At 58.9% G+C, this 24,211-nt stretch carries 18 protein-coding genes and 1 pseudogene; 6 read left to right on the top strand and 13 right to left on the bottom strand.

Features of this window, described 5'->3' with window-relative positions; all coding sequences use genetic code 11:
• Positions 1-207: 207 nt before the first annotated feature.
• Positions 208-1,293 (bottom strand): FAD-dependent oxidoreductase, encoded by a 1,086-nt coding sequence (locus ABD013_RS00355; RefSeq protein ID WP_343800548.1) that lies wholly within the window; start codon positions 1,291-1,293, stop codon positions 208-210.
• 305 nt (positions 1,294-1,598) lie between these two features.
• Between ABD013_RS00355 and ABD013_RS00350 the strand changes: the two genes are divergently transcribed.
• Positions 1,599-2,549: an IS110 family RNA-guided transposase gene (locus tag ABD013_RS00350; protein WP_343800545.1), complete on the top strand. Its 951-nt coding sequence runs from the start codon at positions 1,599-1,601 to the stop codon at positions 2,547-2,549.
• Positions 2,550-2,932: 383 nt separating this feature from the next.
• Here the strand turns inward: ABD013_RS00350 and ABD013_RS00345 are convergent, their stop codons facing one another.
• The 10 genes from ABD013_RS00345 to ABD013_RS00300 all read right to left on the bottom strand — a co-directional run bounded on the left by ABD013_RS00345 (position 2,933) and on the right by ABD013_RS00300 (position 14,794).
• Positions 2,933-3,553 carry a hypothetical protein gene (locus ABD013_RS00345; RefSeq protein WP_343800542.1) on the bottom strand — a complete coding sequence of 207 codons (621 nt, stop codon included), beginning with the start codon at positions 3,551-3,553 and terminating at the stop codon, positions 2,933-2,935.
• Positions 3,554-4,039: 486 nt separating this feature from the next.
• Positions 4,040-4,483, bottom strand: a complete 444-nt coding sequence (locus ABD013_RS00340; protein WP_343800539.1) for a nuclear transport factor 2 family protein — start codon at positions 4,481-4,483, stop codon at positions 4,040-4,042.
• Positions 4,480-4,869, bottom strand: coding sequence for a nuclear transport factor 2 family protein (locus ABD013_RS00335; RefSeq protein WP_343800536.1), 390 nt, complete (start codon positions 4,867-4,869; stop codon positions 4,480-4,482). The genes ABD013_RS00340 and ABD013_RS00335 overlap by 4 nt, the downstream gene beginning before the upstream one ends.
• Positions 4,870-4,936: 67 nt before the next feature.
• Complete coding sequence (locus ABD013_RS00330; protein WP_343800533.1) at positions 4,937-5,830, bottom strand: SDR family NAD(P)-dependent oxidoreductase; 894 nt, start codon at positions 5,828-5,830, stop codon at positions 4,937-4,939.
• Positions 5,831-5,938: 108 nt separating this feature from the next.
• Positions 5,939-7,546, bottom strand: coding sequence for a FadD3 family acyl-CoA ligase (locus tag ABD013_RS00325; RefSeq protein ID WP_343800530.1), 1,608 nt, complete (start codon positions 7,544-7,546; stop codon positions 5,939-5,941).
• Position 7,547: 1 nt separating this feature from the next.
• Entirely contained in the window at positions 7,548-8,306 is a 759-nt protein-coding gene (locus ABD013_RS00320) for an SDR family oxidoreductase (protein ID WP_343800527.1), read from the bottom strand.
• A gap of 11 nt (positions 8,307-8,317) precedes the next feature.
• On the bottom strand, positions 8,318-10,039 hold the full coding sequence (locus ABD013_RS00315; RefSeq protein ID WP_343800524.1) for an FAD-binding protein: 1,722 nt from the start codon (positions 10,037-10,039) through the stop codon (positions 8,318-8,320).
• Positions 10,036-11,766 (bottom strand): FAD-dependent oxidoreductase, encoded by a 1,731-nt coding sequence (locus ABD013_RS00310; protein WP_343800521.1) that lies wholly within the window; start codon positions 11,764-11,766, stop codon positions 10,036-10,038. The genes ABD013_RS00315 and ABD013_RS00310 overlap by 4 nt, the downstream gene beginning before the upstream one ends.
• A 216-nt stretch (positions 11,767-11,982) precedes the next feature.
• Positions 11,983-13,677, bottom strand: coding sequence for a class I adenylate-forming enzyme family protein (locus ABD013_RS00305; protein WP_343800519.1), 1,695 nt, complete (start codon positions 13,675-13,677; stop codon positions 11,983-11,985).
• A gap of 40 nt (positions 13,678-13,717) precedes the next feature.
• Positions 13,718-14,794: an MBL fold metallo-hydrolase gene (locus tag ABD013_RS00300; protein WP_343800516.1), complete on the bottom strand. Its 1,077-nt coding sequence runs from the start codon at positions 14,792-14,794 to the stop codon at positions 13,718-13,720.
• 152 nt (positions 14,795-14,946) lie between these two features.
• Between ABD013_RS00300 and ABD013_RS00295 the strand changes: the two genes are divergently transcribed.
• The 4 genes from ABD013_RS00295 (at position 14,947) to ABD013_RS00280 (ending at position 20,638) form a co-directional block, all read left to right on the top strand.
• The gene (locus ABD013_RS00295; RefSeq protein WP_343800513.1) at positions 14,947-16,278 is read left to right on the top strand and encodes a spinster family MFS transporter; all 1,332 of its coding nucleotides are present in this window, start codon (positions 14,947-14,949) and stop codon (positions 16,276-16,278) included.
• A gap of 120 nt (positions 16,279-16,398) precedes the next feature.
• Complete coding sequence (locus ABD013_RS00290; RefSeq protein WP_343800510.1) at positions 16,399-17,493, top strand: aromatic ring-hydroxylating dioxygenase subunit alpha; 1,095 nt, start codon at positions 16,399-16,401, stop codon at positions 17,491-17,493.
• A 217-nt stretch (positions 17,494-17,710) separates the two neighbouring features.
• Positions 17,711-19,102 carry a DUF1329 domain-containing protein gene (locus ABD013_RS00285; RefSeq protein WP_343800507.1) on the top strand — a complete coding sequence of 464 codons (1,392 nt, stop codon included), beginning with the start codon at positions 17,711-17,713 and terminating at the stop codon, positions 19,100-19,102.
• Between the two features lie 18 nt (positions 19,103-19,120).
• On the top strand, positions 19,121-20,638 hold the full coding sequence (locus ABD013_RS00280) for a DUF1302 domain-containing protein (RefSeq protein WP_343800504.1): 1,518 nt from the start codon (positions 19,121-19,123) through the stop codon (positions 20,636-20,638).
• A 174-nt stretch (positions 20,639-20,812) separates the two neighbouring features.
• Here the strand turns inward: ABD013_RS00280 and ABD013_RS00275 are convergent, their stop codons facing one another.
• Complete coding sequence (locus tag ABD013_RS00275; RefSeq protein WP_343800501.1) at positions 20,813-21,556, bottom strand: enoyl-CoA hydratase-related protein; 744 nt, start codon at positions 21,554-21,556, stop codon at positions 20,813-20,815.
• Between the two features lie 19 nt (positions 21,557-21,575).
• Positions 21,576-23,024: pseudogene (locus ABD013_RS00270) on the bottom strand (coniferyl aldehyde dehydrogenase); the annotation flags it as partial.
• Between the two features lie 197 nt (positions 23,025-23,221).
• Between ABD013_RS00270 and ABD013_RS00265 the strand changes: the two are divergent.
• Positions 23,222-24,190 (top strand): flavin reductase, encoded by a 969-nt coding sequence (locus ABD013_RS00265; RefSeq protein WP_343800498.1) that lies wholly within the window; start codon positions 23,222-23,224, stop codon positions 24,188-24,190.
• The last annotated feature ends 21 nt before the right edge of the window (positions 24,191-24,211 follow it).

Genomic DNA, 24,211 nt, shown 5'->3' with positions numbered 1-24,211 from the left:
GGAATATTCGAGCAGTCTGGATTTTCTTTTTTTCCCTCTCCGATAACTTAATACCTTATCTATTTTTCATACTTAGAATCTGATGCATAACGACAGAATAAATGGACAGAAATACGTAGCTTTTTGCTTCCGGTAAATATTCTTAGGGCCGGGGCGACTTTTATTACCTTACTATACTTCTTCATTCTCAATATGACGATTGTTGTACTACCAAATACCCGATATGATTTTGAAGAACCATCTAGCCAATGACGGATGCTTTGCGGCACACTCCCAGTATTTGTTCCTTGCCTTTCGAATAACATGGCTCTGAGTAGACAGCATTCTGTAATCGAAATCAGTAAATAAAAGGACTCTTCGAGCTCTTTTCGCAAGGATTGTCTCGACCTTGGAATCACCTGTTAGCAGAGCTTCTGCAAGAGTGACGCCATCCCAAATTGCAAGGTTAAGTCCTTGACCACCAACTGGGGATTGAACATGAGCTGCATCACCGATTAACCAAATGCGCCCCTTTTTAGGAGTACGGACTCGTTTCAGCGCAACATTGAAATGGCGCTCATAGCGAAGCTCAGCATCAGTGAATAGTGCTGTGAGTTGCTGAGCAGCATTTTCACCGTTAAGAATCCCTTGAACTAGACCAGGAGCAGGCTGAGAGAGAAACAGTCCCTCTCCATTCGTTTGAAGAAAAAGCTGTGCTTGCACATTTTCAGGCCATTCAGTTGTGGTTATTTCAGCAACTGACCAATTCCCAGGATAATTACGACCAACAAACGGTATTTCAGCAGCTTCTCTCACAGCACTGTGCGCACCATCCGCCCCTATAACACAATCGTAAGCGCCCAATGCAAATGATTCGCCACCTTTAGTCTGAGCTTTTACACAAATGGAACTGTTGCTTTCTTCGTATGAATGAAACTCCGTGCCGTACTCAACGTCTACACCTCTTATGGAAAGAGCTTTTTCCAAATGTCTTTCAAGTTCACCTTGTGGGTAGAGATACGCTGGTGGGTTATCTTCAATTAGCGGAACCGGCACATTCGCAACTAATTCACCATCATCGTAAAAGGCAAAATTTCTCATCGGAATTGCCGTTTCGACAGTTTTGGGTGATATATCGAATTTGGACAACTGCTCCCAAACACCAGCGGCCACACCGGTTGCTTTCTCAATCACTGATCGACCCGAGCGTTTATCAATGATCCTGACTTTAGTCCCACGAGTTGCGCACTCTAAGGCAAAAGCCAATCCGCCCGCGCCTGCCCCAACGACTAGAATCCTCGGATTAGAAACCATTTTTTGAGACTTCCATGTAATTTAGCTCCTTAGGTACAACGCTGCCAGCAGGGGCAGACAAAGCGCGCAGCGGTTTGGCTGTCCCTCTGGCTGGCCTTGTATGGATAATTCCGTGTGTTTTCCGGGTAAATTGGGACCCACCCTCAACGGCCATTGAGGGCCTTCATGCAGCAGCTCGGTGTAGCGCCGGCCCCTCTTGCGAGAGACCGATAACAAGTGTGTAGCGCTGCATGACTCTTTAGCGATAACTCGAACAGTCATCGGGGCCCCGAGCCCGCATAGCAAGGCAGAGTCAGCTTATTACCATGAACACGGAAAGCCAAATCAACATCAACGTCGGCGTAGACGTCGGCAAATCCAAACTCGATATCGTCCTGCACCCGCTGGACCTCCATTTCCAAATTTCGAATGACGAGGAAAGTATTCTCAAGGTCGTTCACGTGCTGAAGAAACGCAACATCGAACGCATCGTGGTTGAAGCCACAGGGCGCTATGAACACGCTTTCGTGTTTGCCTGTGACCAGGCCAATCTTCCCATTGTCGTGGTAAACCCAATCAGCATCAGGCGCTATGCCCAAGCCATTGGCGTACTGGCTAAAGCCGACAAGATCGATGCCAGTGTCATCGCCCGTTTTGCCGCTACCATACAGCCCAAAATTAAACCTATCCCTGATAAACAATCCCGTTTGATCAAGGACTTACTCATTCGCCGCAGCCAACTGCTTGAGATGCAAACCATGGAGAAAAACCGACTCCAGATCTTGCCCAAAGCCCTACATCGTTCCATCAAAACACTGCTGCGCTCGTTACAAACCCAAATCAGTACCATCACCAAACAGATTGATGAAGCGGTTATGCAGGTCAAGCACTGGCGTGTCAAAACCGAGATCCTGACCAGTGTACCCGGCGTTGGAAAAGCCCTCGCCTATACCCTGCTCAGCGAGCTGCCAGAACTCGGCAAACTCAACCACAAAGAGATCGCTGCACTCGTCGGTGTCGCGCCCATGAACCGCGAAAGCGGTACCTGGAGTGGCAAGCGGCGCATCAGTGGAGGCCGTCACCGCATCCGCACCGTCATGTTCATGGCGATGCTGTCATCCATCCAATGTAACCCCGTTTTCAAACGCTTCTACGAGCACCTGAAAGCCCAGGGGAAGTTACCCAAAGTGGCCATCATCGCGTGCATGCGCAAGCTCATTGTAGTGCTCAATACCATGCTAAAAAACGAAGAACTCTGGCGTCAAAAAACAGCCTGATTATTTATGCTGGACACCACAGTCACCTGTTAGCTGATTTTCTCTAAAGTATAGATAATACCTTGTCGAGGTAAGACCCCACCTTCAACTTTAAAATTTTTGTGTGTATCGCCTTCTGATATCGTTTTAAGATCATTAGATAACGATGGATACACCGTAAATCGATAGCCAGATGGAAATACTGCATTAACATTTAAATCAATTATTGGATATTTTGTATGCTGACAGTCATATACTTTGTCAGAAAAAACTGTTGAATATTCAAAGGTTGACTCAATATAATCATTTGACGGAACCGTTACGGTATAGCTAACTAACTTACCGCCATTTTCAAGATCATCAATCTTTATATTCTTGTTGTTTGATACATTGCTTGGATCATATTAAATCAATGCTGTACCGTCACTTGATAGGCATTGAGCTTTTTCAATTTCTTGATTTTCAGAAGACAATGGTTCCATACTGATTTTCACGGGATCAGAGACAGGTTCCTTACTGACATTATGTAATTCATAATGATTAGTAGCTGTCATCTTGATTTTTCCATTTTCCTCCGAAAATACAAAAGTCCAATGTGCCTTTTTTCGTATTGCCTTATTTTCAATAATTTCTGTTTTAACAATTTGAAATATTTCTTCTGGAATTAGAGTTTTAAATAAAGCATCAAATACGTTTACATTGACCGCTTCTCTGAGCTTTCCAAGCTCTTTTTCATGCTTTTCTTTTTGATCCTGTTCTAGCTTTCTAGCAACAAATATCGTTGCAAATAGAGCAACTGCCAACCCATAAAAGAAATTTGCGATTAACTTATATATTTGTACCGCCGCAGGAACAACCACGACTGTTTTGTGCTCTGTTTTATTAGGACCAGTTGCGACTTCTACACTTTCATATGTAACCGCATAGTTATTTCCTTGAAAATCAAGAAATACGCCAATTAGAACCACCATCAATATTAAGATCAGCCAACCATATAGCTTATAATCTTTATTTTCGTTACTCATTAATACTCCAAAATTTTTATGAGTGATTTCATCTAACAGTCTGTTAATGACTGTCTTCGACCTCATAATAATTATTATCGGGTATACCTTTTAGTTATCCTCAGCACCGGATAACTCTTTGAAAAACCTGGACTCTGTACCAAGACATCCGAGCAAAAAGATATTATTCTCAGAGCCGAGTCACTAAACGGGTACACCCCTGATAATCATATGGACGCTTTGGTACACATCTCGCTTGCAGGCAGCACATAGGCCTGTGAGAGACAGAAACAAGCTATGAAATGAAGTATTTATAAGGTAAGACAACGCTTCCATCTCCCTTCCGTTGAAAATGATCAGGCGTACATATGTAGTTGGCCATGCGCTGTCCGCATAACCTTGAATCCTTTAAGCCTCAATCCTGCCCCATTAGCGTCTACTTTTCCAGACATTACTTGGGCTTTTACACACAGGAAATAGCCGGTGCTGGCACCGGCCTTGCTGTAATCAACTAACAGCGTGGGATACCAGGTCTTGCAGCCGCTCAAACCGCGTAGCCAGGATCTTCCACTGGCCATCAATGCGCTGATAGCGGTCGTAATAGACCCCACCCAGTTGCAGGGTCGCACCGGTTTCGGCATCCAGATTGAAATAGAACAGTCCCCAGCGGCCAGTCGCTTCGTCTTCGCTGATCAGCTCAATCTCGGGGTTACTGCCATGGTGCAGGTCTTTTACCCGTTCGTGGCAGGCCAGGCGCTGGTAGAGTTCCACGAAGCTGTCGCGATCGCTGAAACAGCCGATGGGGCCGTAGTCGATCCGGATTTCGCCTGCGGCGAAGCAGTCGCGGATAGTTTCGACTTCCTTCAAGTCACAGGCATTGAGGTAGCGGTGCTTGAGCTGGCGGATCGCTTCCAGCGCCTCTATGCGGGCGATGCGTTGTTCCAGGGTCATGGCTGCGGGTCCGCAATGAAGTTGAGCGGCCCCCAATAGGCTTTCATCGAGCAGATCTGGCCCTGGGTGTTGAACTCCATCACATCGATCACTTCAATGTACCCTGGCTGCTCGCCACCAAGGACTTCCACCCGGAACGGCACAGCCCCCCAACCGCTGTCGGTGGCGCGTACAGGTCCTTCCAGTCGAGCACTGATCTCCATCTGTCCCATTCCTTCACGGTAGAAGCGAGCAATGGCGTCGATACCTTCGTGGACGGGCTCGCCGACCGGGTCTTCGACCACGGCATCCTCGGCATAAAGCGCCACAATGCCTTCCACATCACCTGCATCTACCAGTTCGATATAGCGGGTCATGGTGTCCCGTACCTGTTGTGCACTGATCATGATTGTTCCCTATTCCTGTTGTTGGGTAACGGCTGTTGGTTGACGGATGGTGGTTAACGGGTGCTGCTCAGTCGATCCGTGCCGGGTGCAAGCTCAGCGGTGCGCCCAGCAGACGGCGGAAGGATGGCGGCTGGCGGCCGCCTGCATCGGTGATGCCGTATTTCTGTGCCAGTTCAGCACTGATCAGGGTCTGGCCGGACAGGCGTTGCAGCTCAGGATCGTCCAGCAGCGCAAGGATTACCCGGCCGTTGAACTCAGGCGTTTCGCCGTTCTGCATGATGTCACCGTAGGCATCGGGGCGCGCCTTTGCTGCGATGGAGGAGCGTTCGGTGCGCTGGGGGCCGAGCCAGAGCGAGACACAGGCCACGCCGGTGCCTTCAAAATCCACCGCCATATCGGCGGCCATCTTGTCGCCACCGGCCTTCTGGGCGCCATAGGCCGGGCCGTGCATGTAGCAGCCGGCACCATAGGACGAGGTAAAGGCGACCAACCCTCGGCCGCTCTTCAGCAGCAGCGGCGCGGCGTAGTAGCTGGCCACGTAGGAGGATCTCAGGCCCACATCGAGGATGGCGCTCATATCGAGTGGCTTGCTCCAGAAGGGGCCGGGGTCGATCAGGTTCTCATGCAGTGCGATGGCGTTGTTGACCAACAGGTCGAGTCGGCCCTGCTCTCGCGCAACCTGTTCAAACAGTGCCTGTACCTGGGCATCGTCGGCGTGGTCACAGGGCACGGCGATGCCGGTGCCACCGGCCTGGGTAATGGCATCGGCGGTTTCGGCCAGGGTTCCGGGCAGGGGCTGTCCGTGCAGGGTCATCTCGCTGCGGGTGGCGGAACGCCCGGTCACGTAGACGGTCATGCCCGCCTCGCCCAGCGCAATGGCGATGCCACGGCCGACGCCACGACTGGCTCCGGTGACCAGGGCCACGCGAGGATTGGCATTAGCGTTGGCGGCTTCATTCATGGTTTGCTCCTTCTTGTTGTTGTGTTGTCCGTGCCGGCTTTTAAAGCAAAAAGGGCCGGTGAACAGATGTCACCAGCCCTTGTGGATGCGCCTCAGCCCTCGTAATAGTCAGGCTTCGGCGTAGTCACGCTTGAGTACCAGCTTGTCCACCTTGTTGGAGGCGTTGACCGGCAGCGCCGAGACGAAACGCACCTGGCGCGGCACCTTGTAGTTGGCCATCTGTTCGCGCGACCACTGGATCAGCCCCTTTTCATCGAGGCTGCTGCCGTGGCGCTTGACGATGAAGGCGCAGCCCACCTCGCCCATGCGCTCGTCCGGCACGCCGATCACGGCGGCCTGGGCCACTTCGGGGTGCTCGACCAGCGCGGCTTCGATCTCGGCCGGGTAGCAGTTGAAACCGCCGACGATGAACATGTCCTTCAGCCGCCCGGTGATACGCAGATAGCCGTTCTCGTCCAGCGAGCCGACATCACCGGTGTGCAGCCAGTTGTCGGCGTCGATCGCTTCAGCCGTGGCTTCCTTGTTCTGGTAATAGCCCAGCATGATGTTGGGGCTGCGGATACAGATCTCGCCGTCCTCGTTGGGCCCCAATTGCTGGCCGTCCTGATCGAAGATCGCCACTTCGGTGCCGGCAATCGCCTTGCCGCTGGTGCCGGCAATTACTTCGGCAGGATCATCAGGGTCACAGATGGTGGCGATGCCGCTGCACTCGGTCAGGCCGTAGGCGGTGGTGACCACCTTGAAGCCCAGCTCGTTGCGCATCCGCTCGATCAGGATCGGCGGGATGGACGAGGAGCCGGTGGACGCCGCGCGCAGGCTGCTCAGGTCTTTCTGCGCCAGCTGCGGGTGGGCCAGCAGCGACAGGTAGAGCGTCGGCGGCCCCGGCAGTACGGACACCTTGTCGCGCTCGATCCGTTCCAGCACCTCATCGGCATCGAACACCGGATGCGGCAGGATGGTAACGCCGCACATCAGGCTGCACAGCCAGCCGGCCTTGTAGCCGAAGGTGTGGAAGAAGGGGTTCACGATCAGGAAACGGTCGCCCGGCATCAGCCCCAGGGTGCGCGCAAACTCGGCAAAGGCGCGCAGGCCCGCACCGTGGGTGCTCATCACGCCCTTGGGCTTGCCGGTGGTGCCGGAGGTGAACATCAGGTCGGACAGGCTGTCCGCAGTCAGTTCACCGGCTCGCACCCGTGCAGCGGACTCGCTGACCATCTGTCCCTGCTCGATAAAGGCATCCCACTCCAGGCTGTTGGCCAGCGGTGCACCCTGACGCGGGCTCATGACGATGGTCATGTCCAGCTGGTCGGCGCAGCTCTCGGTCAGCAGCGCCGGATAGTCGGTGTCGAGGAAGTCACCCACCGAGAACAGGATGCGGCTGCCGCTGCGCGTGATGATGTCGCGGGCTTCGGCGGCCTTCATGCGGGTGTTGATCGGCACCAGCACGGCGCCGGCCATCTGCAGGCCCAGGGTGGCCAGAATCCAGCGAGCACAGTTGGGCGCCCAGACCGCCACCCGATCGCCGGGGCGAACGCCCAGCTGCATCAGGCTGCGGGCCACGCCCAGTACGCGGCTTGAGAGATCGGCGTAGTCGATCTGTTCGCCGCCGTCTTCGATGGCGATACGCCCGGCGAAACGGCGCGAGGCCTGGAAAACCAGTTCCGGTGTAGTCTGTGCCATCAGGGGGATGTCGAGTTGTGTTTGCATGCTGGTCATATCAGATACTCATGATGAATTGCCCGCTGTCCACGCGCAGCTCGATGCCGTTGATTGCTCGCGCCTCGTCTGAGGCGAGGAACACCACGGCAGCGGCCACATCTTCCGGCTGGCACATGCGGTTCATCGGGTCCTTGTCGATGGTGAAATTGACCGGGTCGATCCCTTCCGGGTAGGACGACCGGGTCATCGGCGTCAGCACGCCGTCCGGGTGTACCGAGTTGCAGCGCACGCGGTATTTCTGCTGACGGCAGTGTGCCGCCACCACGCGGGTCATCGCCGCCACCGAGCCCTTGGAGGCACTGTAGGCCAGGTAATCGGCTCGCCCGGCCAGTGCGGCGATGGACGATACGTTGATGATCGCGCCGCCCTGCTGCTTGAGCAGCTCCAGCCCCTTCTGGCAGCCGAGGAAAACGCTGTCGGAGTTGATCCGGTGCAGCAGCTGCCAGTCCTCGTAGGAGGTGTTCTCGATGGTGCCCGGCTTGAGGATGGCGGCATTGTTGACCAGCACGTCCAGTCGGCCTTCCTGCTCGCGGATGCTGCTGATCACGCTGTCCCAGTCATCGGCATCGGCCACATCCATGGTCATGAAACGGGCGGTCTTGCCCAGCTCCTCGGCGGCCGCACGGCCACGGGATTCCTGCAGGTCGGTGAGAATCACACGGGCACCTGTTGCGACCAGTTGCTGCGCCACGGCCAGGCCGACGCCGCTTGCGGCACCGGTGACCAGTGCAACCTTGTTGTCCATTGAACTGTTCATGATTCGATTCCTTATGCTGAAGCTCTGGTTTCGGCTCTGGTTTCGGCCCGGGTTTCGGCTTGAGTTGCCATGTGTTCGGCACTGACGGACGCACTCGACGCCGCCGCGCCGGCACGCCGGCCCGAGAAAACACAGTCGGCCAGTGACAGGCCACTGACGTACAGATTCGAGGGAATGCCTACGGCGCTACGGCCCGCGGCATAGAGCCCAGCGATAGCGTCACCCTGCTCGGACAGCACCTGGCCGTTGCCTTCATCGACCTTGAGCCCGCCCAGTGTCAGTGCGCCCAGCGGCAATACGCCGGAAGTGACCGAAATATCCAGGGCATAGAAAGGCCCCTGATGCAGTGACTGGCAGGAGTCGGCCGACTTGCCCATGGGATCGGGCCGGCCGCTGCCGATCGCCTGGTTGTAGGCACGCAGCGAAGCTTCCAGTGCGGCCGGTTCCATGCCGGTCTTGCGGGCCAGGTCGGCCGGGGTTTTGCCCTTCTTCGCGGCCAGCAGCATCATCGCCAGCGCCGGTACCGACTGGAACCACCAGTAGCGGCCAAACAGCGCCTGGCTGATCGACTGACGGCGCAGCGGCTTGTCGAGAATCAGCCAGGCCTTGCCCTCCTGCTCTTCGCAGATCGCATAGCCGAGCTTGGCGCCGTACACCTCCTCGTTGCAGAAGCGCTCGCCTCTGGCATTCACGGCGATCCCCTTGGGCCATTTCTGTGGCGGGTTGATGAAGCGCCAGGCGGACACATTGTTCAGGTGGTTGCTGGCAGCGCCGACCGACTGTCCCAGACGCAGGCCGCTGCCATCACAGCCGGTGGCGCCGATCTTGAAGTTGTGGCGGTATTTGGGCGCGTACTGCTTGACCAGTTCCTTGTTGAAGATGAAGCCGCCCGTGGTGAGGATCACGCCCTTGCGCGCCCGTACCAGTACCGGCTGGGCATGTTTCTGCTCCAGCTCGGCCAGTCTCTGACGCAGGCGGTTGCAGTAGCCCGGAGCCAGGTTCTGCAGCTTCTCCGCCTTCTGCCCCCATTTGGCATGCAGTTGCGCGGCCTTGCTGCCTGCCGGCAGCGACCAGACCTCGGCACCGATCACCCGGTTGTCGGCATCGACCACCAGCCGGCGCACCGCAGACTGGGTCAGGCTGCGGACACCGCGCTGGCGACAGGCGGCCTGCAGGTGCGAATAAAGCACCACACCGCCATGCCCCTTGCCCACGGTGCGGTGACCGCGTGGCGGAGGCGGCAACTCGCCACGGAAGGCCGGCACCAGTTCGTTGCCGGAGTAATAGAGGTAGTAGCCATCCTGTGGATAAGAGGTCTTGCCGCCGGGCGGCATGCTGTGGGTGTAGGGTGTCCCCATCGCCTCCAGCCATTTCAGGTTGGCCACGCTGTTGTCGCAGAAGCGCTTCAGGGTCTGGTCACTGATCACGCCCTGGGTCTCGTGCTTGAGATACTCGAACATGGCGTCCGGCGTGTCGGCAAAGCCCGCCTTCTGCTGGTGTTCGGTGCCGCCACCGGCATAGACCACGCCACCGCTCTTGGCACTGGCACCGCCGCCGAGGAAACGATCGGCGACAATCACGTCGGCACCCTGATCATGGGCTTCGATGGCGGCGCAGGCACCGGCCGCACCCCAGCCCACTACCAGCACATCACACTGCTGATCCCAGTTCTGCTGCTCGGCCGAAGCGACCTGAAGCGGTGCGCCGATCTCAGTTACGCTCGCTCTGCTCATGCGTCCACCTTGTCCAGTGTTGTCTGCTTCGCCAGGTCATGCGCGGCGATATAGCCGAAGGTCATCGCCGGGCCCAGGGTCGCGCCGGCACCCGGATAGGTGGTCCCCATGACCGAAGCCGAGCAGTTGCCGATGGCATAGAGCCCCTTGATCTCGCTGCCATCCTCGCGCACCACGCAGCCGCGCTCGTTGGTCAGCAGGCCGCCCTTGGTGCCGATGTCACCGGCATCCATCCGCATGGCGTAGAAAGGCCCTTTCTTGATCGGCGCCAGGCAGGGGTTGGGCTTGACGTTGCTGTCGCCGTAATAGCGGTCGAACACGTTGCCGCCGCGCTGGAAATCTTCGTCGTTGCCGCTGGCAGCAAAACGGTTGATTCGCTCCACGGTATCCTTGAGGCCGGCGGCATCCACGCCGATCTCGGCGGCCAGAGCCTCAAGGCTGTCAGCCTTCCAGTAGACGGTCTTGTGCCAGGCCTTGGGCAGACGGCTGTCCGGCATCACCTGCGACGGCATCAGCGGACCCATGGCGTAGTTGAAGCGGAAGTGACCATCGAAGATCGCCCAGGCTGGCACGGTCTTGCCGTTGGTCTTGATGTTGTCCTTGTACATTTCATCGACGAATTCGAGGTAGCCCACGGCCTCGTTGACGAAGCGCTTGCCCTCGCCGTTGACCACGATGGCGCCGGGGAAGGCACGCTCGGCAAAGACGCCGCGGGCCTTCTCTTCCTTCGGCACACTGATGGTCGGTGCCCACCAGGCCCAGTCGAGCATCGCGGTGGCAGCACCCAGCGCCTGACCGGCTTCCAGCGCGGCACCGGTGTTGCGGCCCGGCGGCGTGGCACTCCACTCCACTTTGGTCGGCTTGGGCAGATACTTGTCGCGCAGCGCCTGGTTCTGCTCGAAGCCACCGGAGCCCAGGATGACGCCCTTGCGCACCTGAATCACCTGCTCCTGGCCGTTGCGTTTGACGATCAGCCCGCTGATGCGGCCATTGGTTTCGATCAGTTCGCTAAAGTCGGTGTTGAGCCAGAGCGGCACCTTGCGATCCATCAGTGAGGCACGCAGGGACGCGATCAGTGCATTGCCGAGTGCGGCACGGCGGTCGCGTTTGGTCTTGCGGCGCTGCTTGAAATCGAGCTTATAGCGCAGCATCAACCAGACGATCATCAGACGCCAGCCGCGCTCCTTGGCCATCGCCTTGTGCGCATGGCGTGCGGTCCAGCCGATCTTGCCCAGCAGCAGGGTGGTCGGTGATGCCGGCTGCAGGTGCTCGACTTCATCACCCAGCGCCGTGGTATCGAACAGCTCCGGATCCAGGGTACGGCCACCGGGCGCCGCGCCGGGCAGGTGCTGGTAGTAGTCGGGGTAGCGCTCGGCCACGGTGTAATTGAGGCGGGTGTTCTCCTGCAGGTACTGCATCATCTTCGGCGCATTATCGAGGTAGGCGCGCAGGCGTTTTTCGTCCACCTGATCACCGACCGAGGCCTTCAGGTAGGTCAGCGCCTTGTCATAGCTGTCCTCGCCGCCCCTGGCCTTGAAGAAATGATTGTTGGGGACCCAGATGCCGCCGCCGGACAACGCCGAGGTGCCACCGTACTTGTCACTCTTTTCGACGATAAGAACACTCATGCCCTGGTCGGCCGCAAAGATCGCGGCGGACATGGCGCCGGCGCCAGACCCGACCACCACCACGTCGTAGGTGTCGGTGACGTTTGCCTGTGAAGTCATCTGCACTCTCCATATTATTATTTTCAACCCGGAACAGCCCTCGAGCCGGGGCGGTACGCCGGGCCCATTGGCACATGCAGTCCATGATGCGCAACGGGTACAGGGGCAGGCATCGTCAAACCGGACTAATCGAAATCGAGCTGGGGAGAAATGCAGAAAGCGGGAGCCCGTCAGCCGGGCTCCCGCTTGAGAAAGGACCGCTGCCTTAGCAGGATGTTAGAGAAACAGCTGCTTCTTGATCTGTTGCTTGAGCAGCTTGCCGGCGGGGTTGCGCGGCAGCTTGTCCTGTTGGACGGAGATCATCGAGGGCACCTTGTATGACGCCAGATGTTCGCCAACAAAGGCCTGAAGCTCAGCCTCTTCCAGCTCCTCGCCGGGTTGAATCGCCACCACCGCGACCACGGCTTCGCCGGTTTCCTCGTCGGGCACGCCCAGCACGGCGGCTTCACGCACCAGCGGGTGGCGCAGCAGGCAGGATTCCACCTCGGCCGCCGCAATATTCTCGCCGGCGCGATTAATCACATCCTTGAGGCGATCCACGATGTAGACCAGTCCCTGCTCATCCAGGTGACCCAGGTCACCGGTGTGCAGCCAGCCATCGCGCAGCGCTTCGGCCGTGTCGCCGGGGTTGCCCAGATACTCGCTCATCAGCGTGACCGAGCGCAGGCAGATCTCGCCATCCTCGCCCTGCGGCAGCACCGTCCCGTCCGGCGCACGGACCTGTATCTCGACCAGCGGCGAGCGCAGCCCCGAGGCGGTCGGGTGCAGACGGAAGATGTCGCCGGAGATGCCGGCCCCGACACCATTGGACTCGGTCATGCCGTAGCCGATGCCGACCAGCTGTTCCGGCAGAGCGTCAAGCACTTCGTCGATCAGTCCCTGTGGCAGACCGGCGCCACCGAAGCCCAGACCGGCGAGACCGCCCTTGACCGCCTCGGTGTGGAACTCGGGTTCGCGCAGCAACTGCATCACCATTGAGGGCGCGCCGTTGAACTGGGTGACCTGCTCGCGGGCCATCAGCTCCACCGCCGTTTTCGGGTCCCACTTGTGCATGAACACCAGGCGACGACCGGTCCGTACCGCGGTGAGCAACTGGGCATGCAGGCCGCTGACATGGAACAGGGGCACGGCGGTCAGAATCACCGGCGGCCGTGCCATCTTCTGCACCCGCGCCAGAGCCTCCGGCGAGGTCATCGCCGACACGGCACTGATGTAGTCGATGTTGAACAGCGCCTGGCAGACCGCCCGCTGGCTGGACAGGACCGCCTTGGCCCGGCTGGTGGCGCCGGAGGTGAACAGGATCAATGCCGGGTCTTCAGGCGCCGGGTTCACATCCGGCAGCGCGCCGACCGGGCGCGAGATGACATCGTCGTAGCCATTACAGCGATAGCCATCATGTTCAGGCACAGGGCCCACCAGCAGTATGCGCGTCTGCTCGGCGATGGTGTGGGTTTCGATTCTGCTCAGGCGGTCGGTATCACAGGCCAGCACCGCCGCATCCAGCCCGTCGAGTGCATCACGCAGCTCCTCACCCAGACCGAAGCTGTTAAGCGGTGCCGGCACGGCGCCAAGGCGCGCCGCCGCGATGAAGACCGCCACCCATTCGGGGCGGTTGCGCATGGCGATGGCAATGCGGTCCCCCGGCTCGATCCCCTGACCGTACATCCAGGATGCCAGCGCATCCACATGGGCGTAAAAGCGGCGGAAGCTCCAGCGATCGCCCTGATAGACCATGAAGCATTCGTCATCGTCACGGCGCGCCTGCCGAATCACCTCAACCAGGTTGGTCGGGGCATTCTTGTATACCTTGCAGGCCCCCTGTTCCGTATCGACGCTGGCCAGTTCGAAGGGCGCTCCCGGCGCCGTCAGCTGGGCCTGAACGGCCGCAGCCTGTTCCGCAATGGCATTCATCTTTTGTCCTCTTACTCTTATTGTTGTAAACCGAATTCAATCACTGGGCGCTGTAACGATCCAGCCCATCTTCGCCCCGCAGGCGAAGCAGCTGCCCGGTTCGACACAGGTAACTCAGGTGCGCCAGGGTCTCACCCAACCCCAGCATAAGCTCGATCGACTTGAGTTCGCGAGTAAACAGCCAACTCATCGCCTCCCAGGCGGTGAAGCTTTCCCCCCGCCGCGCCGGGCCCATCAATACGTCAAGCTGACGCCGGTGATGGGCATGCAGTTGATCGACCCGGGTGTGCAGCCCGCGGAAGACGCGACCGTGCGCCGGCAGTACCAGGGTGTCCTCCGCCAGGGTGCGCAGCTTGTCCAGCGAACGCAACCAGAGACTCAGCGGGTCCGCTTCCGGCTCCACATCGCTGACCAGCACATTGGAACTGATGCCGGGCAGGATCTGATCACCCGCCAGCAAAATGCGGTCATCCTCGGCATAGAGGCAGGCGTGCTCGGGCGAGTGGCCCTCTCCGGTCACGACTCGCCACTGACGCCCGCCGATGGTCAGGCTTTCACCGTCACGCAGACGGATAAAGCTGGGCGGAAAGTCCGGTACGAAGGGGTCACGCCGGTGCGAGCCCAGCATTTTCTCGAATCTTTCCAGCGGCATGCCGGCCCGGACAAAGAAAGCCCGCTGCGAATCCTCCTTCACTTCGGAGTTGCTGCTGGCCAGCGCCCGCATGGTGAAATATTCACCGTGGGTCATGTACAGCGGTGCCTCGAACTCGCGCATCAGCCAGCTGGCCAGGCCCGCATGATCGTAATGGAAGTGGGTGCAGATGATTCCCTTCAGCGGCTGCTGCGGGAAATGGCGTTCCGCCATCGCCTGCCAGCAGGCACGCGATGTATCGGTATTCAGGCCGGTGTCGACCAGATACCAGCCATCCTCATCGGCCAGCAGGTAGACATTGATATGGTCCAGCGCCATCGGCATGGCGATGCGCGCCCAGTAGACGCCGGTGGCCACTTCGACCACCTCCGCCGGCGCTTCCGGAGTCACAAAGGGATACTCGAGCGCATCCTGTTCAGCCGCCTTGCGGGCGCGGGTCTGCGCCTCGATCTCACGTTCCGCCATGGCTCTCTCCTGTTGCAGTGGTAGGGGCAGAGCAGTTCCAGCTTTCATCTGACGCCATCCCCCCTGCAGTCACTACGTCCAAAAGGACGATGCCGCAACTTGCCGGCTCGCTACTCTTGGCCTCAACAACAATAAATTCAATGGAGCCCACCATGTCGATCATGCCACCCAAAGTGACCTTCAGGAGTCACTTCACCTTGATCCTGCTGGCCCTGGTGTACGTGTTCTCGTTTATTGATCGTAACGTGATTGCGATCGTGATCGAACCGATCAAGCAGGAGTTCGGCGCTTCGGACACCCAGATAGGGCTGCTGACCGGCCTGGCGTTCGCCGTGCTCTATGGTGTTTTGGGCATTCCGCTTGGCCGCATGGTCGACCGCGGGGCCGACCGTCGCAAGATTATCGCCACCTGCTGCGGCCTCTGGAGCCTGGCGACCATGGCCTGCGGCCTGGCAACCAGCTTCTGGCAACTGCTGCTGGCCCGCATGACGGTCGCCGTGGGTGAAGCCGGCGGCATGGCCCCCTCGGTCTCGATGGTCTCGGATCTGTATCCAAAACACCGCCGCTCGACGGCGCTGAGCATTTTCATGCTCGGTCCTCAGGTTGGCCTGCTGATCGCCATGGTGGTCGGTGGTTATATCGCCCAGACCTACGGCTGGCGCACCACGTTCATCGTTTTCGGCATCCCGGGCGTGCTGATAGCCGCCACCCTGTGGCTGTTCACGCGCGATCCTGGCCGAGGGGTATTCGACAGCGAAGAGGAGCGTCGCCAGGCCAAGGCCGCCCGTGATATCAAGGCCGCTCCCCAGATCAAAAGCATCTTCCGAGTGCGCGCCTTTGTGCTGCTCTGCGCGGGCGTGGCGATGACCGGTGTGGTGGGTTACGGCTTCGGCATCTGGGCGCCGACCTTTCTGCTGCGTACCTACGAAATGCCGCTGGCCCAGGCCGGCTTCCTGTTTGGCCTCTCCAGCGGCCTGTTCGCCATACTGGGCACCCTGTTCTGCGGCTGGATCTGTGATCGCCTGATTCGCCGGAATACCCGCTGGCAGCTTCTCCTGCCGATGCTGGGCATCCTGATCAGCCTGCCGATGGGGATCGCTTTTCTGCTCTGGCCACAAACCTCAAGTTTCAGTGTCGGCAGCTTCAATATCCCTTACGCCATGCTGTTCTGCGCCGGTTTCGCCTTTTTCCAGAGCTGGTGGCCGACCCTCACCTTTGCAGCCGTCAGCCACCTGCTGACCAGTTCACAGCGCGCCATGGGCGCCGCCTTCGTCAACCTGTTCATGACCCTGATCGGTGCCGGGCTCGGCCCCGTGCTGTCCGGCACCCTCAGTGATCTGTACACCGGCAGCATGGGCGCCGATGGTCTGCGCTGGGCACTGGTCACCGTGCTCTGCCTGCTGCTGATCCCCACCCTGCTCTACGCACTGGCGATCAGGCCTTACCAGCGCCGTCTTGAGCAGCTCGATGCCAGCCTGATTTGATCAGCACTCCATTGACGCAGATCAGGCACATGCCCCCTATCGTCCAAACAGAGTATGCCCCGTTCCGAGCCGAAATTCAGAATCGGACGGGTGATAACAACAAGATCAAGGAGTTTCTCCATGGCAACATCCCAGGACTACCGGCTCGGTGATTACGCCTTTCCCCGCGGCTGGTTCATGATTGCGACCTCTGACGAGATCAATACCCACAAGCCTTTGGCTGTACGTTTCTTCGGCCGCGACTTCGCCCTCTACCGCGGTCGCGCGACCGGCAAGGTGGTTCTGCTCGACGCCTACTGCCCGCACATGAAAACCCATCTGGCAGCGCCGAACGACACCTCTTACGTGATCATCGACGGCGGCGGCACCAATATCGAAGGCGACAGCATCCGCTGCCCCTACCACGCATGGCGCTTTGGCCCGGACGGCCAGTGTGACGACATCCCGTACCACGACGGCCCGATTCCGAAGACAGCCTGCGTGAAGTCCTGGACCGTGAAGGAAAGCCTGGGCGCCATCTGGGTATGGCACGACCCTGAAGGCGGCGAACCGGAGTGGAACCACCCGTCATTGCCGGAATGGGATGACGAGGCCTGGGTCCAATGGAAATACGACGATCTGGGTGTGCTGGAACAGCACCCGCAGGAAGTGGTCGACAATATCTGTGACTACGGTCACCTGAGCCCGATCCACGGCTCCACCGTGCAGCGCTATGAGAACGAGTTCAAGGGACACCTGGCGATCCAGCGCCAGTGCGGCCCGCACCGCACCCTGGTCGGTGAAGATGGCCACAGCCCGATCCTGCACACCATTACCACCTACAACGGACCGGGTGTACTGATCTCCTACCTGACCGGCTATTACGAGTCGATTCTGATGATCAACCACACGCCGGTGGAAGATGGCAGCGTACGCGTCTGGCACGCACTGCTGGTGAAATCCCCCAACGGCAACGCCAAGGTCACCGTCGAAGACGAGATCGCCGCGGCCCAGTTCCAGGAAGCGAGCCGCCTGGCCTTCGCACAGGATTTCGAGGTGTGGACCAATAAGGCGCCCTGCCTCAATGGCATGTTCATCCCCAGCGATGGCCCGTTCATGAAGGCACGCATCTGGTACAAGCAGTTCTACAATCCGCGCGACCGCAAGGCGGAATTCCTCGACAAGGTGGAAGGCGTTTATGTGCCGAACGGCATCGAGCCGTATACCGACAGATAACACATTAACGTCTGTTTAATACCCGAAACGGCCTGAAAAGCGATTTTCAGGCCGTTTTTTATGCAAAAACGCGTCCTGTAGATCCAATCCGCCTAGTCTTTTCAGACGATTTTTTATCCAGCCAACTCCAGAACAATCAGCGAACAACAACAATAAAACCAACTGCCACCCACTGCAGACATCTCGTTTGACAGCACGGGTTACATCTGGAGGCAAGATGAGAAAGCAGCAACTGTGGAAGCCCCTGGCGGCTTCAATCGCACTGACACTGTCCGCATCCGCTTATGCCAAGGTTTCCCCGCAAGAGGCTACCAAACTGGGGAGTGAACTCACCTGTGTTGGCGCCGTCGCCAGCGGCAACGAAGCCGGCACCATTCCGCCCTTCTCCGGCAAATGGCTGGGTACCCCCCCGGGCATCGACTACACCCCCAATGTGGGACAACACCCGATTGACCCCTATCCGCAGGACAAGCCCCTGTTCTCGATCGATGGACAGAACTGGAAGCAGTACAAGGACAACCTGACCGAGGGCCAGATCGCCCTGCTCCAGCGCTTCCCCGATACTTTCCGCATTCCGGTCTATCAGGGTCGCCGTGACTTCCGCTATCCGGATCAGATCTGTGAAGTCGCCAAAAAGAATGCCACCGAAGGCGAGCTGGTCGATGAAGGCATGGGCTTCAAGGCACTGATGGGTGCCATTCCCTTCCCGATTCCGTCTGGCGAAAACCAGGCAATGCAGGTGCTGGCCAACCACAACTTCCCCTTCCGCGCCTATACGGAAGTGATGGAACAGCGTGATCTGGCCGAAGTGAATACCAGCGGTGAAATCACCTGGGGTCGGACCTTCAACAACGGCCTGAATATCGTGACGGCACCGGATTATATCGGTAAACCGATCGGTGAAATCATGGCCTACAGCGACACTGGCACCCTGCTGCCGACCCGTGACAAGGGCAAGCGCACCGTATCCATCGAGCCGGTCAACTTCGCCCAGGGTCAGCGCCTGGCCTGGACCTATAACCCCGGCACCCGTCGCGTGCGTCAGCTGCCTGAATACGGCTTTGATACCCCGGCAGCCGGCACGTCCGGCAAGATGACCATCGACCAGGACCGTCTGATGAACGGCTCACCCGAGCGTTACGACTGGGAGCTGAAAGGCAAACGCGAGATCTACGTTCCGGCCAACGCCTACCGCGTGCATGAGGAAAGCGTTTCCTACGATGACCTGCTGACACCCAACCATGCCAACCCGACCTTCATGCGCTACGAGCTGCGTCGCGTCTGGGTACTTGAGGGCAACCTGAAGAGCACCCACCGCCACAAGTATGGCAAGCGCGTGATGTACATCGACGAGGACACCTGGCATGGCGTGATCAGCGATTACTACGACACCCGTGGCGAACTGGTGAACCACGCATTGCTGAATTACTACTACGCCTACGATATGGACGCCTGGCAGGCCGGTACCAGCTTCTACCATGACCTGACCACCGGTGGTTACGTGGCCTACAACCTGTTCCAGGACCTTGCAAAGGGCCCGATCCTGAATGCGGGCGGCCTGGAACCCGACAACTTTACGCCGGCCGCTCTGCGCCGTCGCGCCCACTAAACCCGCGAGGATCATGACATGACAGCATTCAAACCCAACCTGCTGGCCCTCGCTATCCTGAGTGCAGGCATCGCCACTCAGGCCCAGGCCGGTGAAAGCATCGACATGGGCAACGGCCTGACCCTGGACTGGAAAGGCACGGTCAGCTACAGCGCGGCCTCCCGGCTGGAAGATCGCGACTCGACGCTGACCAGCAGCGGCAACCGTAATTTTGATCAGGGCGATCTGACCGCCAACCGCCTGTCACTGCTGATGGAAGGCCGCCTGCACAAGGGCAACAGCGGTCTGGTGATGTCGGCCAGTACCTTCTATGACGACGTCTATCAGGATGACAAGTTCAGCGATGACGCCGAGAAATACCACGGCGGCTACACCCGCCTGCTGGACCTGTACGGCTATACCAGCTTCGAGCTGGGCAACGGCAGCTACCTCGACCTGCGCGCCGGCAAGCACGTAGTGGCCTGGGGTGAGGCTCTGTTCATGCCCAGCATGTCGCTGGCCCAGGGCCCGTCTGACGGCACCAAAACCGGTATCCCGGGCGTAGAGGTCAAGGATATCCTGCTGCCGGAAGATCAGGTCTCCATGCAGCTGGAGATCAACCCGAACTGGTCATTGATGGCCCATGCCCAGTACAACTGGCACCCGGTCCAGGTACCGGAGCCGGGCAGCTACCTGAGCACCAGCGAGGCGGTGGGGGAAGGCGCAACCTGTCTGAGTGCCGCCCCGGGCGAGCCCTGCTTCTTCGGCACCCGTCGTGGCGATATCGAGCCTGACAAGACCGGCCAATGGGGTATCGGCACCCGCTTCCGCACCAGCCTGGAAACCGAGTGGGGCCTCTACTACCTCAACTACCATGACCGCATTCCGTTGACGGAAGTGACCATCAACCCGGACTTCAGCTCCGATTACAGCATTCGTTATTTCGATGATATCGAGCTGTACGGCGCCACCATGACCACCAGCCTCGGCATGGCGTCGATCGCCGGTGAAATCACCTACAAGAAGGGTGCTCCGGTGCTGGTCAATACCAGCTTCTTCGGCAGCCCGCTGCCTTCGGCAACCCGCGCCGATATCATGCAGACCAACGTAAACGCACTGGTCAACTTCGGTCGCTCCTGGCTGGCGGATACGACTACGCTGGTGGCTGAGCTGTCTTACGTCGACATCATGGATGTGGAAGCCCGAGGCATTAACGGTGTCCCCGGCAGTGAAACGGATGAGCTCTACTACTCCGGTCACGGTCTGGCCCTCTCAAGCAGCCTGACTCTGAGCTACCCCGGTTTTACCGAAAACTGGGATCTGAGCGTGCCCCTGGCCTACTCGCACCAGATCAGCGGTCGCACCATCACCGGCGGTATCGGTGGTGAAGGCGATCATCGCTTCAGCATTGGTGCCGACTTCACTCACCGTACCGGTGTTCAGGTGGGCTTGAACTATCTGACCTACATGGGCGATGCGGATGCCGGTATTCCGGTGCAACAGAAACCGCTGACCGATCGCGACAACATCTCACTGAGCGTGAAGTACGCGTTCTGACACAGCACTTAGCAATATTTTTCCTTCACTTTCCGGCCTCTTATGAGGCCGGTTTTTTTTGGGGGCTTCACAGTAGCTCTTCACTGCTAAGACCCTGTCTTCTCCCTGGCAATAACCTGCAAACAAAAACGGCCGCTCGATGAGCGGCCGTTATGTTGTTGAGGGTTTACTCGATCAGCGGTTCACAAAGGCATTCAACGCTTTCTGGGCAGCGTCACCCTGCAGCAGCTGTTCGAACAGATCCATCTCCGCCTGCATCAGGGCATCCAGCCGCTCACCCGAGGCCTGCTGCAGGCGGCGACGCGACTGCTGTACCGCGTCCGGATCCAGCGCGGCCAATTTCGCAACCGCTTTGCTCACCTGCTCTGACAGCTGCTCAACCGGCAGTACCGCATTGATCAGGCCGCACTGGGCCGCATCCGAGGCGGAGCAAGGCTGGCCCAGCACCAGCCATTCAAAGGCTTTTACATGCCCAGCCAGCTGTGGAATCAGCTGGCTGCTGCCCCCCTCCGGACAGAGCCCCAGCGCCACAAAAGGAAACATCAGCGCCGAACCCTCACTGGCATACACCAGGTCACAGTGCAGCAACAGCGTCGCACCTATGCCCACTGCCTTGCCATTCACTTCGGCCACGATCGGTTTGCAACAGGCACGCATCGCCTGCAGCAGGTACAGCGGCGGATCGGTGCGGCGCCCCTGCTCCGGCTCGGCCAGGAAATCGGCAATGTCGTTACCGGCGCTGAAGCAGTCACCTTCGGCACCCAGGCGAATCACCCGCACGTCCGGGTTGGCATCCGCTTCATGCAGCGCCGAGGTCAGTGCCGAATAGAGTTCACGATCAAAGGCGTTGCGCTTGTCAGCCCGGTTAAGGGTCAGGCTTAGAACGCCCTGCTCGGTTGATTGAATCAATGTTGTCATTGGCTTGCCTCCCTCTGTATTAGTCCTTCGTAACCTGAGCACGCATCATCGCCTCGAACTGGTCGTGATGCGGCGGCAACATGCCCCATTCGCCACGGGGATCGTACTGAGGTGCGCGGAAGACGGTGCGGGCGTGACTGAACTCGAGGAAGCCTTCATAGCCATGGTAGTGGCCCATGCCCGATGCACCAACGCCGCCGAAAGGCGCCTCATGCATGGCAGCGTGCATCATCAGATCATTTACGGTGACGCCACCGGACAGGGTGTTGCTCAGCACCTTCTGTTCTTCGTCCGCATCCCCGCCGAAGTAGTACAGTGCCAGCGGGCGGCCACGGCTGTTGATATCACCGATGGCCTGGTCCAGCACTGTGTAGGGCTTGAGCACAAGTGCCGAACCGAAGATCTCTTCCTGCATGATCAGACTGTCGGCAGGCGGGTCGATCACCAGACGCAGCGGACGCTTGCGCGTCTCGTCACTGGCTTGCGGATGAGTGGATTCGATACGGACGCCTCGATCCCGGGCATCGGCCAGGTAGCCTTCCACCCGCTGCAGATGCTGATCGTTCACGGCAGCCACCAGATCCGGGTTGTCATTGACCGTCGGGTAGAAGCTGCGGAACTGCTCCTTGAGCGAGCTGACGGTATTTTCCAGCAACTCGGTCGGCACATAGAGGATATCGGGGCTGATACAGATCTGGCCCCCGTTGGTCCCCTTGGCGATCGCCAGTCGGCGGCAGGCATCATCCAGATCCGCACTGCGACCAATGATTACCGGCGACTTGCCGCCCAGCTCCAGCGTCACCGGCACCAGATTCTCGGCCGCTGCACTCATGATCTTGCGCCCGACTGCCGTGCTGCCGGTAAACACCAGATGGTTGAACGGAGAGCCGGCAAAAGCAGCACCGATCTCGGCATCACCTGTGACCACGCCAACCACTTCAGGGTCCAGGTGGGTACTGACCAGTTCGGCCACCAGCGCCGCGGTTTGGGGCACCACTTCCGAGGGTTTCAGAATGGCCCGGTTACCGGCTGCCAGTGCACAGGCCAGCGGGCTGAAAAGGGTAAACAGCGGCGCGTTCCAGGTGCCGATAATGCCGATACTGCCCTTGGGCTGATGGAGCACTTCCGCCTGCCCACCCAGCTGATCGTAGGGTGCGAACGGAGTACGCGGGTCAGCCTGCATCCACTGTTCCAGATGGTCACGGGCATGCTTCAGCGAGCCCAGCGATCCCAGAATATCATTCATGATCGAGAAGGCTCGAGGACGGCCACCACTTGCGCCCTCACCGAAGTCGGTGCCCATGGCATCAGCAAGCGCATCGCAGTGATCCACCAGCAGATCGATCACCTGCTGGATGCGCGCCTTGCGGGTTTCAGCGCTGACCGCACCGGCACGATTGAAAGCCTGCTGCTGAGTGTCCAGCAGCGCATGGATACCGGAGGGGGTCGTTACGGCTGCAGCCATCGTTTTCTCCTTGGTTTCATCCGGCCACCGAGGCGGCCTTCTTTATTGTTATGACTGTCACATTACTACCGCCAATTGCCCCTGAAAACCTCGTCCGGACGGACGACAGCGGCAATCCGATCTTAGTCCATTAAGACGATGAACCCCCTTGTGGCCACTGCAATACTCGGCTCAGACTCACCGGCCAGCAGAGGCACACTATGACCAATAATAATTTCGACAGCAAAGCCTTTCGTACGGCGCTGGGCACCTTCACCACCGGTGTCACCATCATTACCGCCAAGGCTGCGGATGGCACACCAGTTGGCATCACGGCCAACAGTTTCAACTCGGTTTCTCTGGATCCGCCGCTGGTGCTCTGGAGCCTTGCCAAGAACGCCAACAGCCTGCCGGTGTTTACCGAATCCAAACACTGGAACGTGCACGTTCTGTCAGTCGAGCAGGAGCCGCTGTCCGGCCGCTTTGCCTCACGCGGCGAAGACAAGTTTGCCGGGCTCGAGCTGGACGATGGCATCACGGATGCACCCCTGCTACCCGCCTGCACCGCCCGTTTCCAGTGCCGAACCGCTTTTGTCCATGACGGCGGTGACCACCTGATCTTTATCGGTGAAGTACTGCGGTTTGATCACAACGACCTGCCGCCACTGGCATTTCAGAGCGGCCAGTACGCCCTGACCGCCCGCAAGCCCCGTGAAGAGGTCCGCCTGACCAAGAGCGAACCGCCACCGGAGTGCAGCTACACCGAAGACCTGCTCGGCTACCTGCTCGGCCGTGCACACTTCCAGATGGTCAATCGCCTCAAGGGGCTGCTGGACGAGCAGAAGCTGGCGCAGGAGCAGTTCTTCATTCTTTCCGTGCTCTGTATCCGTGACCGCCTGACCCTCGACGCTATCAACGAATATATCGCCTATACCGGTTATTCGGTCGATCAGAGCGACATGGAAGTGCTGATTTCAGGCGGCCATGTCGTGACAGAAGATGGACGCTATCGCCTGACGGCGGATGGCCGTGAGGCCTCGCTGCACCAGATCGCCCAGGCCAAGGCGATCGAGCAGGAAGTGGTCGAGGCATTGGGGCCGGGTGATGCCATGGCACTCAAGCTGCTGCTCAAGCGCCTGATCGAGCGCACCGACCCGGGCCTGCCGGATCTCTGGGCTGTCTCCGCCTGACGTTACCGCCGACTGAATAAG

Source organism: Marinobacterium maritimum, assembly GCF_039523155.1.
Lineage (GTDB): Bacteria > Pseudomonadota > Gammaproteobacteria > Pseudomonadales > Balneatricaceae > Marinobacterium > Marinobacterium maritimum.
Note: the sequence above shows the minus strand (reverse complement) of the source record. Positions and strands in the feature narration are given on the sequence as shown.

Coding starts and splice junctions, on each gene's coding strand:
- ABD013_RS00355 (WP_343800548.1), bottom strand. CDS start 1,293: ATGGTTTCTAATCCGAGGATTCTAGTCGTTGGGGCAGGCGCGGGCGGA.
- ABD013_RS00350 (WP_343800545.1), top strand. CDS start 1,599: ATGAACACGGAAAGCCAAATCAACATCAACGTCGGCGTAGACGTCGGC.
- ABD013_RS00345 (WP_343800542.1), bottom strand. CDS start 3,553: ATGAGTAACGAAAATAAAGATTATAAGCTATATGGTTGGCTGATCTTA.
- ABD013_RS00340 (WP_343800539.1), bottom strand. CDS start 4,483: ATGACCCTGGAACAACGCATCGCCCGCATAGAGGCGCTGGAAGCGATC.
- ABD013_RS00335 (WP_343800536.1), bottom strand. CDS start 4,869: ATGATCAGTGCACAACAGGTACGGGACACCATGACCCGCTATATCGAA.
- ABD013_RS00330 (WP_343800533.1), bottom strand. CDS start 5,830: ATGAATGAAGCCGCCAACGCTAATGCCAATCCTCGCGTGGCCCTGGTC.
- ABD013_RS00325 (WP_343800530.1), bottom strand. CDS start 7,546: ATGACCAGCATGCAAACACAACTCGACATCCCCCTGATGGCACAGACT.
- ABD013_RS00320 (WP_343800527.1), bottom strand. CDS start 8,306: ATGAACAGTTCAATGGACAACAAGGTTGCACTGGTCACCGGTGCCGCA.
- ABD013_RS00315 (WP_343800524.1), bottom strand. CDS start 10,039: ATGAGCAGAGCGAGCGTAACTGAGATCGGCGCACCGCTTCAGGTCGCT.
- ABD013_RS00310 (WP_343800521.1), bottom strand. CDS start 11,766: ATGACTTCACAGGCAAACGTCACCGACACCTACGACGTGGTGGTGGTC.
- ABD013_RS00305 (WP_343800519.1), bottom strand. CDS start 13,677: ATGAATGCCATTGCGGAACAGGCTGCGGCCGTTCAGGCCCAGCTGACG.
- ABD013_RS00300 (WP_343800516.1), bottom strand. CDS start 14,794: ATGGCGGAACGTGAGATCGAGGCGCAGACCCGCGCCCGCAAGGCGGCT.
- ABD013_RS00295 (WP_343800513.1), top strand. CDS start 14,947: ATGTCGATCATGCCACCCAAAGTGACCTTCAGGAGTCACTTCACCTTG.
- ABD013_RS00290 (WP_343800510.1), top strand. CDS start 16,399: ATGGCAACATCCCAGGACTACCGGCTCGGTGATTACGCCTTTCCCCGC.
- ABD013_RS00285 (WP_343800507.1), top strand. CDS start 17,711: ATGAGAAAGCAGCAACTGTGGAAGCCCCTGGCGGCTTCAATCGCACTG.
- ABD013_RS00280 (WP_343800504.1), top strand. CDS start 19,121: ATGACAGCATTCAAACCCAACCTGCTGGCCCTCGCTATCCTGAGTGCA.
- ABD013_RS00275 (WP_343800501.1), bottom strand. CDS start 21,556: ATGACAACATTGATTCAATCAACCGAGCAGGGCGTTCTAAGCCTGACC.
- ABD013_RS00265 (WP_343800498.1), top strand. CDS start 23,222: ATGACCAATAATAATTTCGACAGCAAAGCCTTTCGTACGGCGCTGGGC.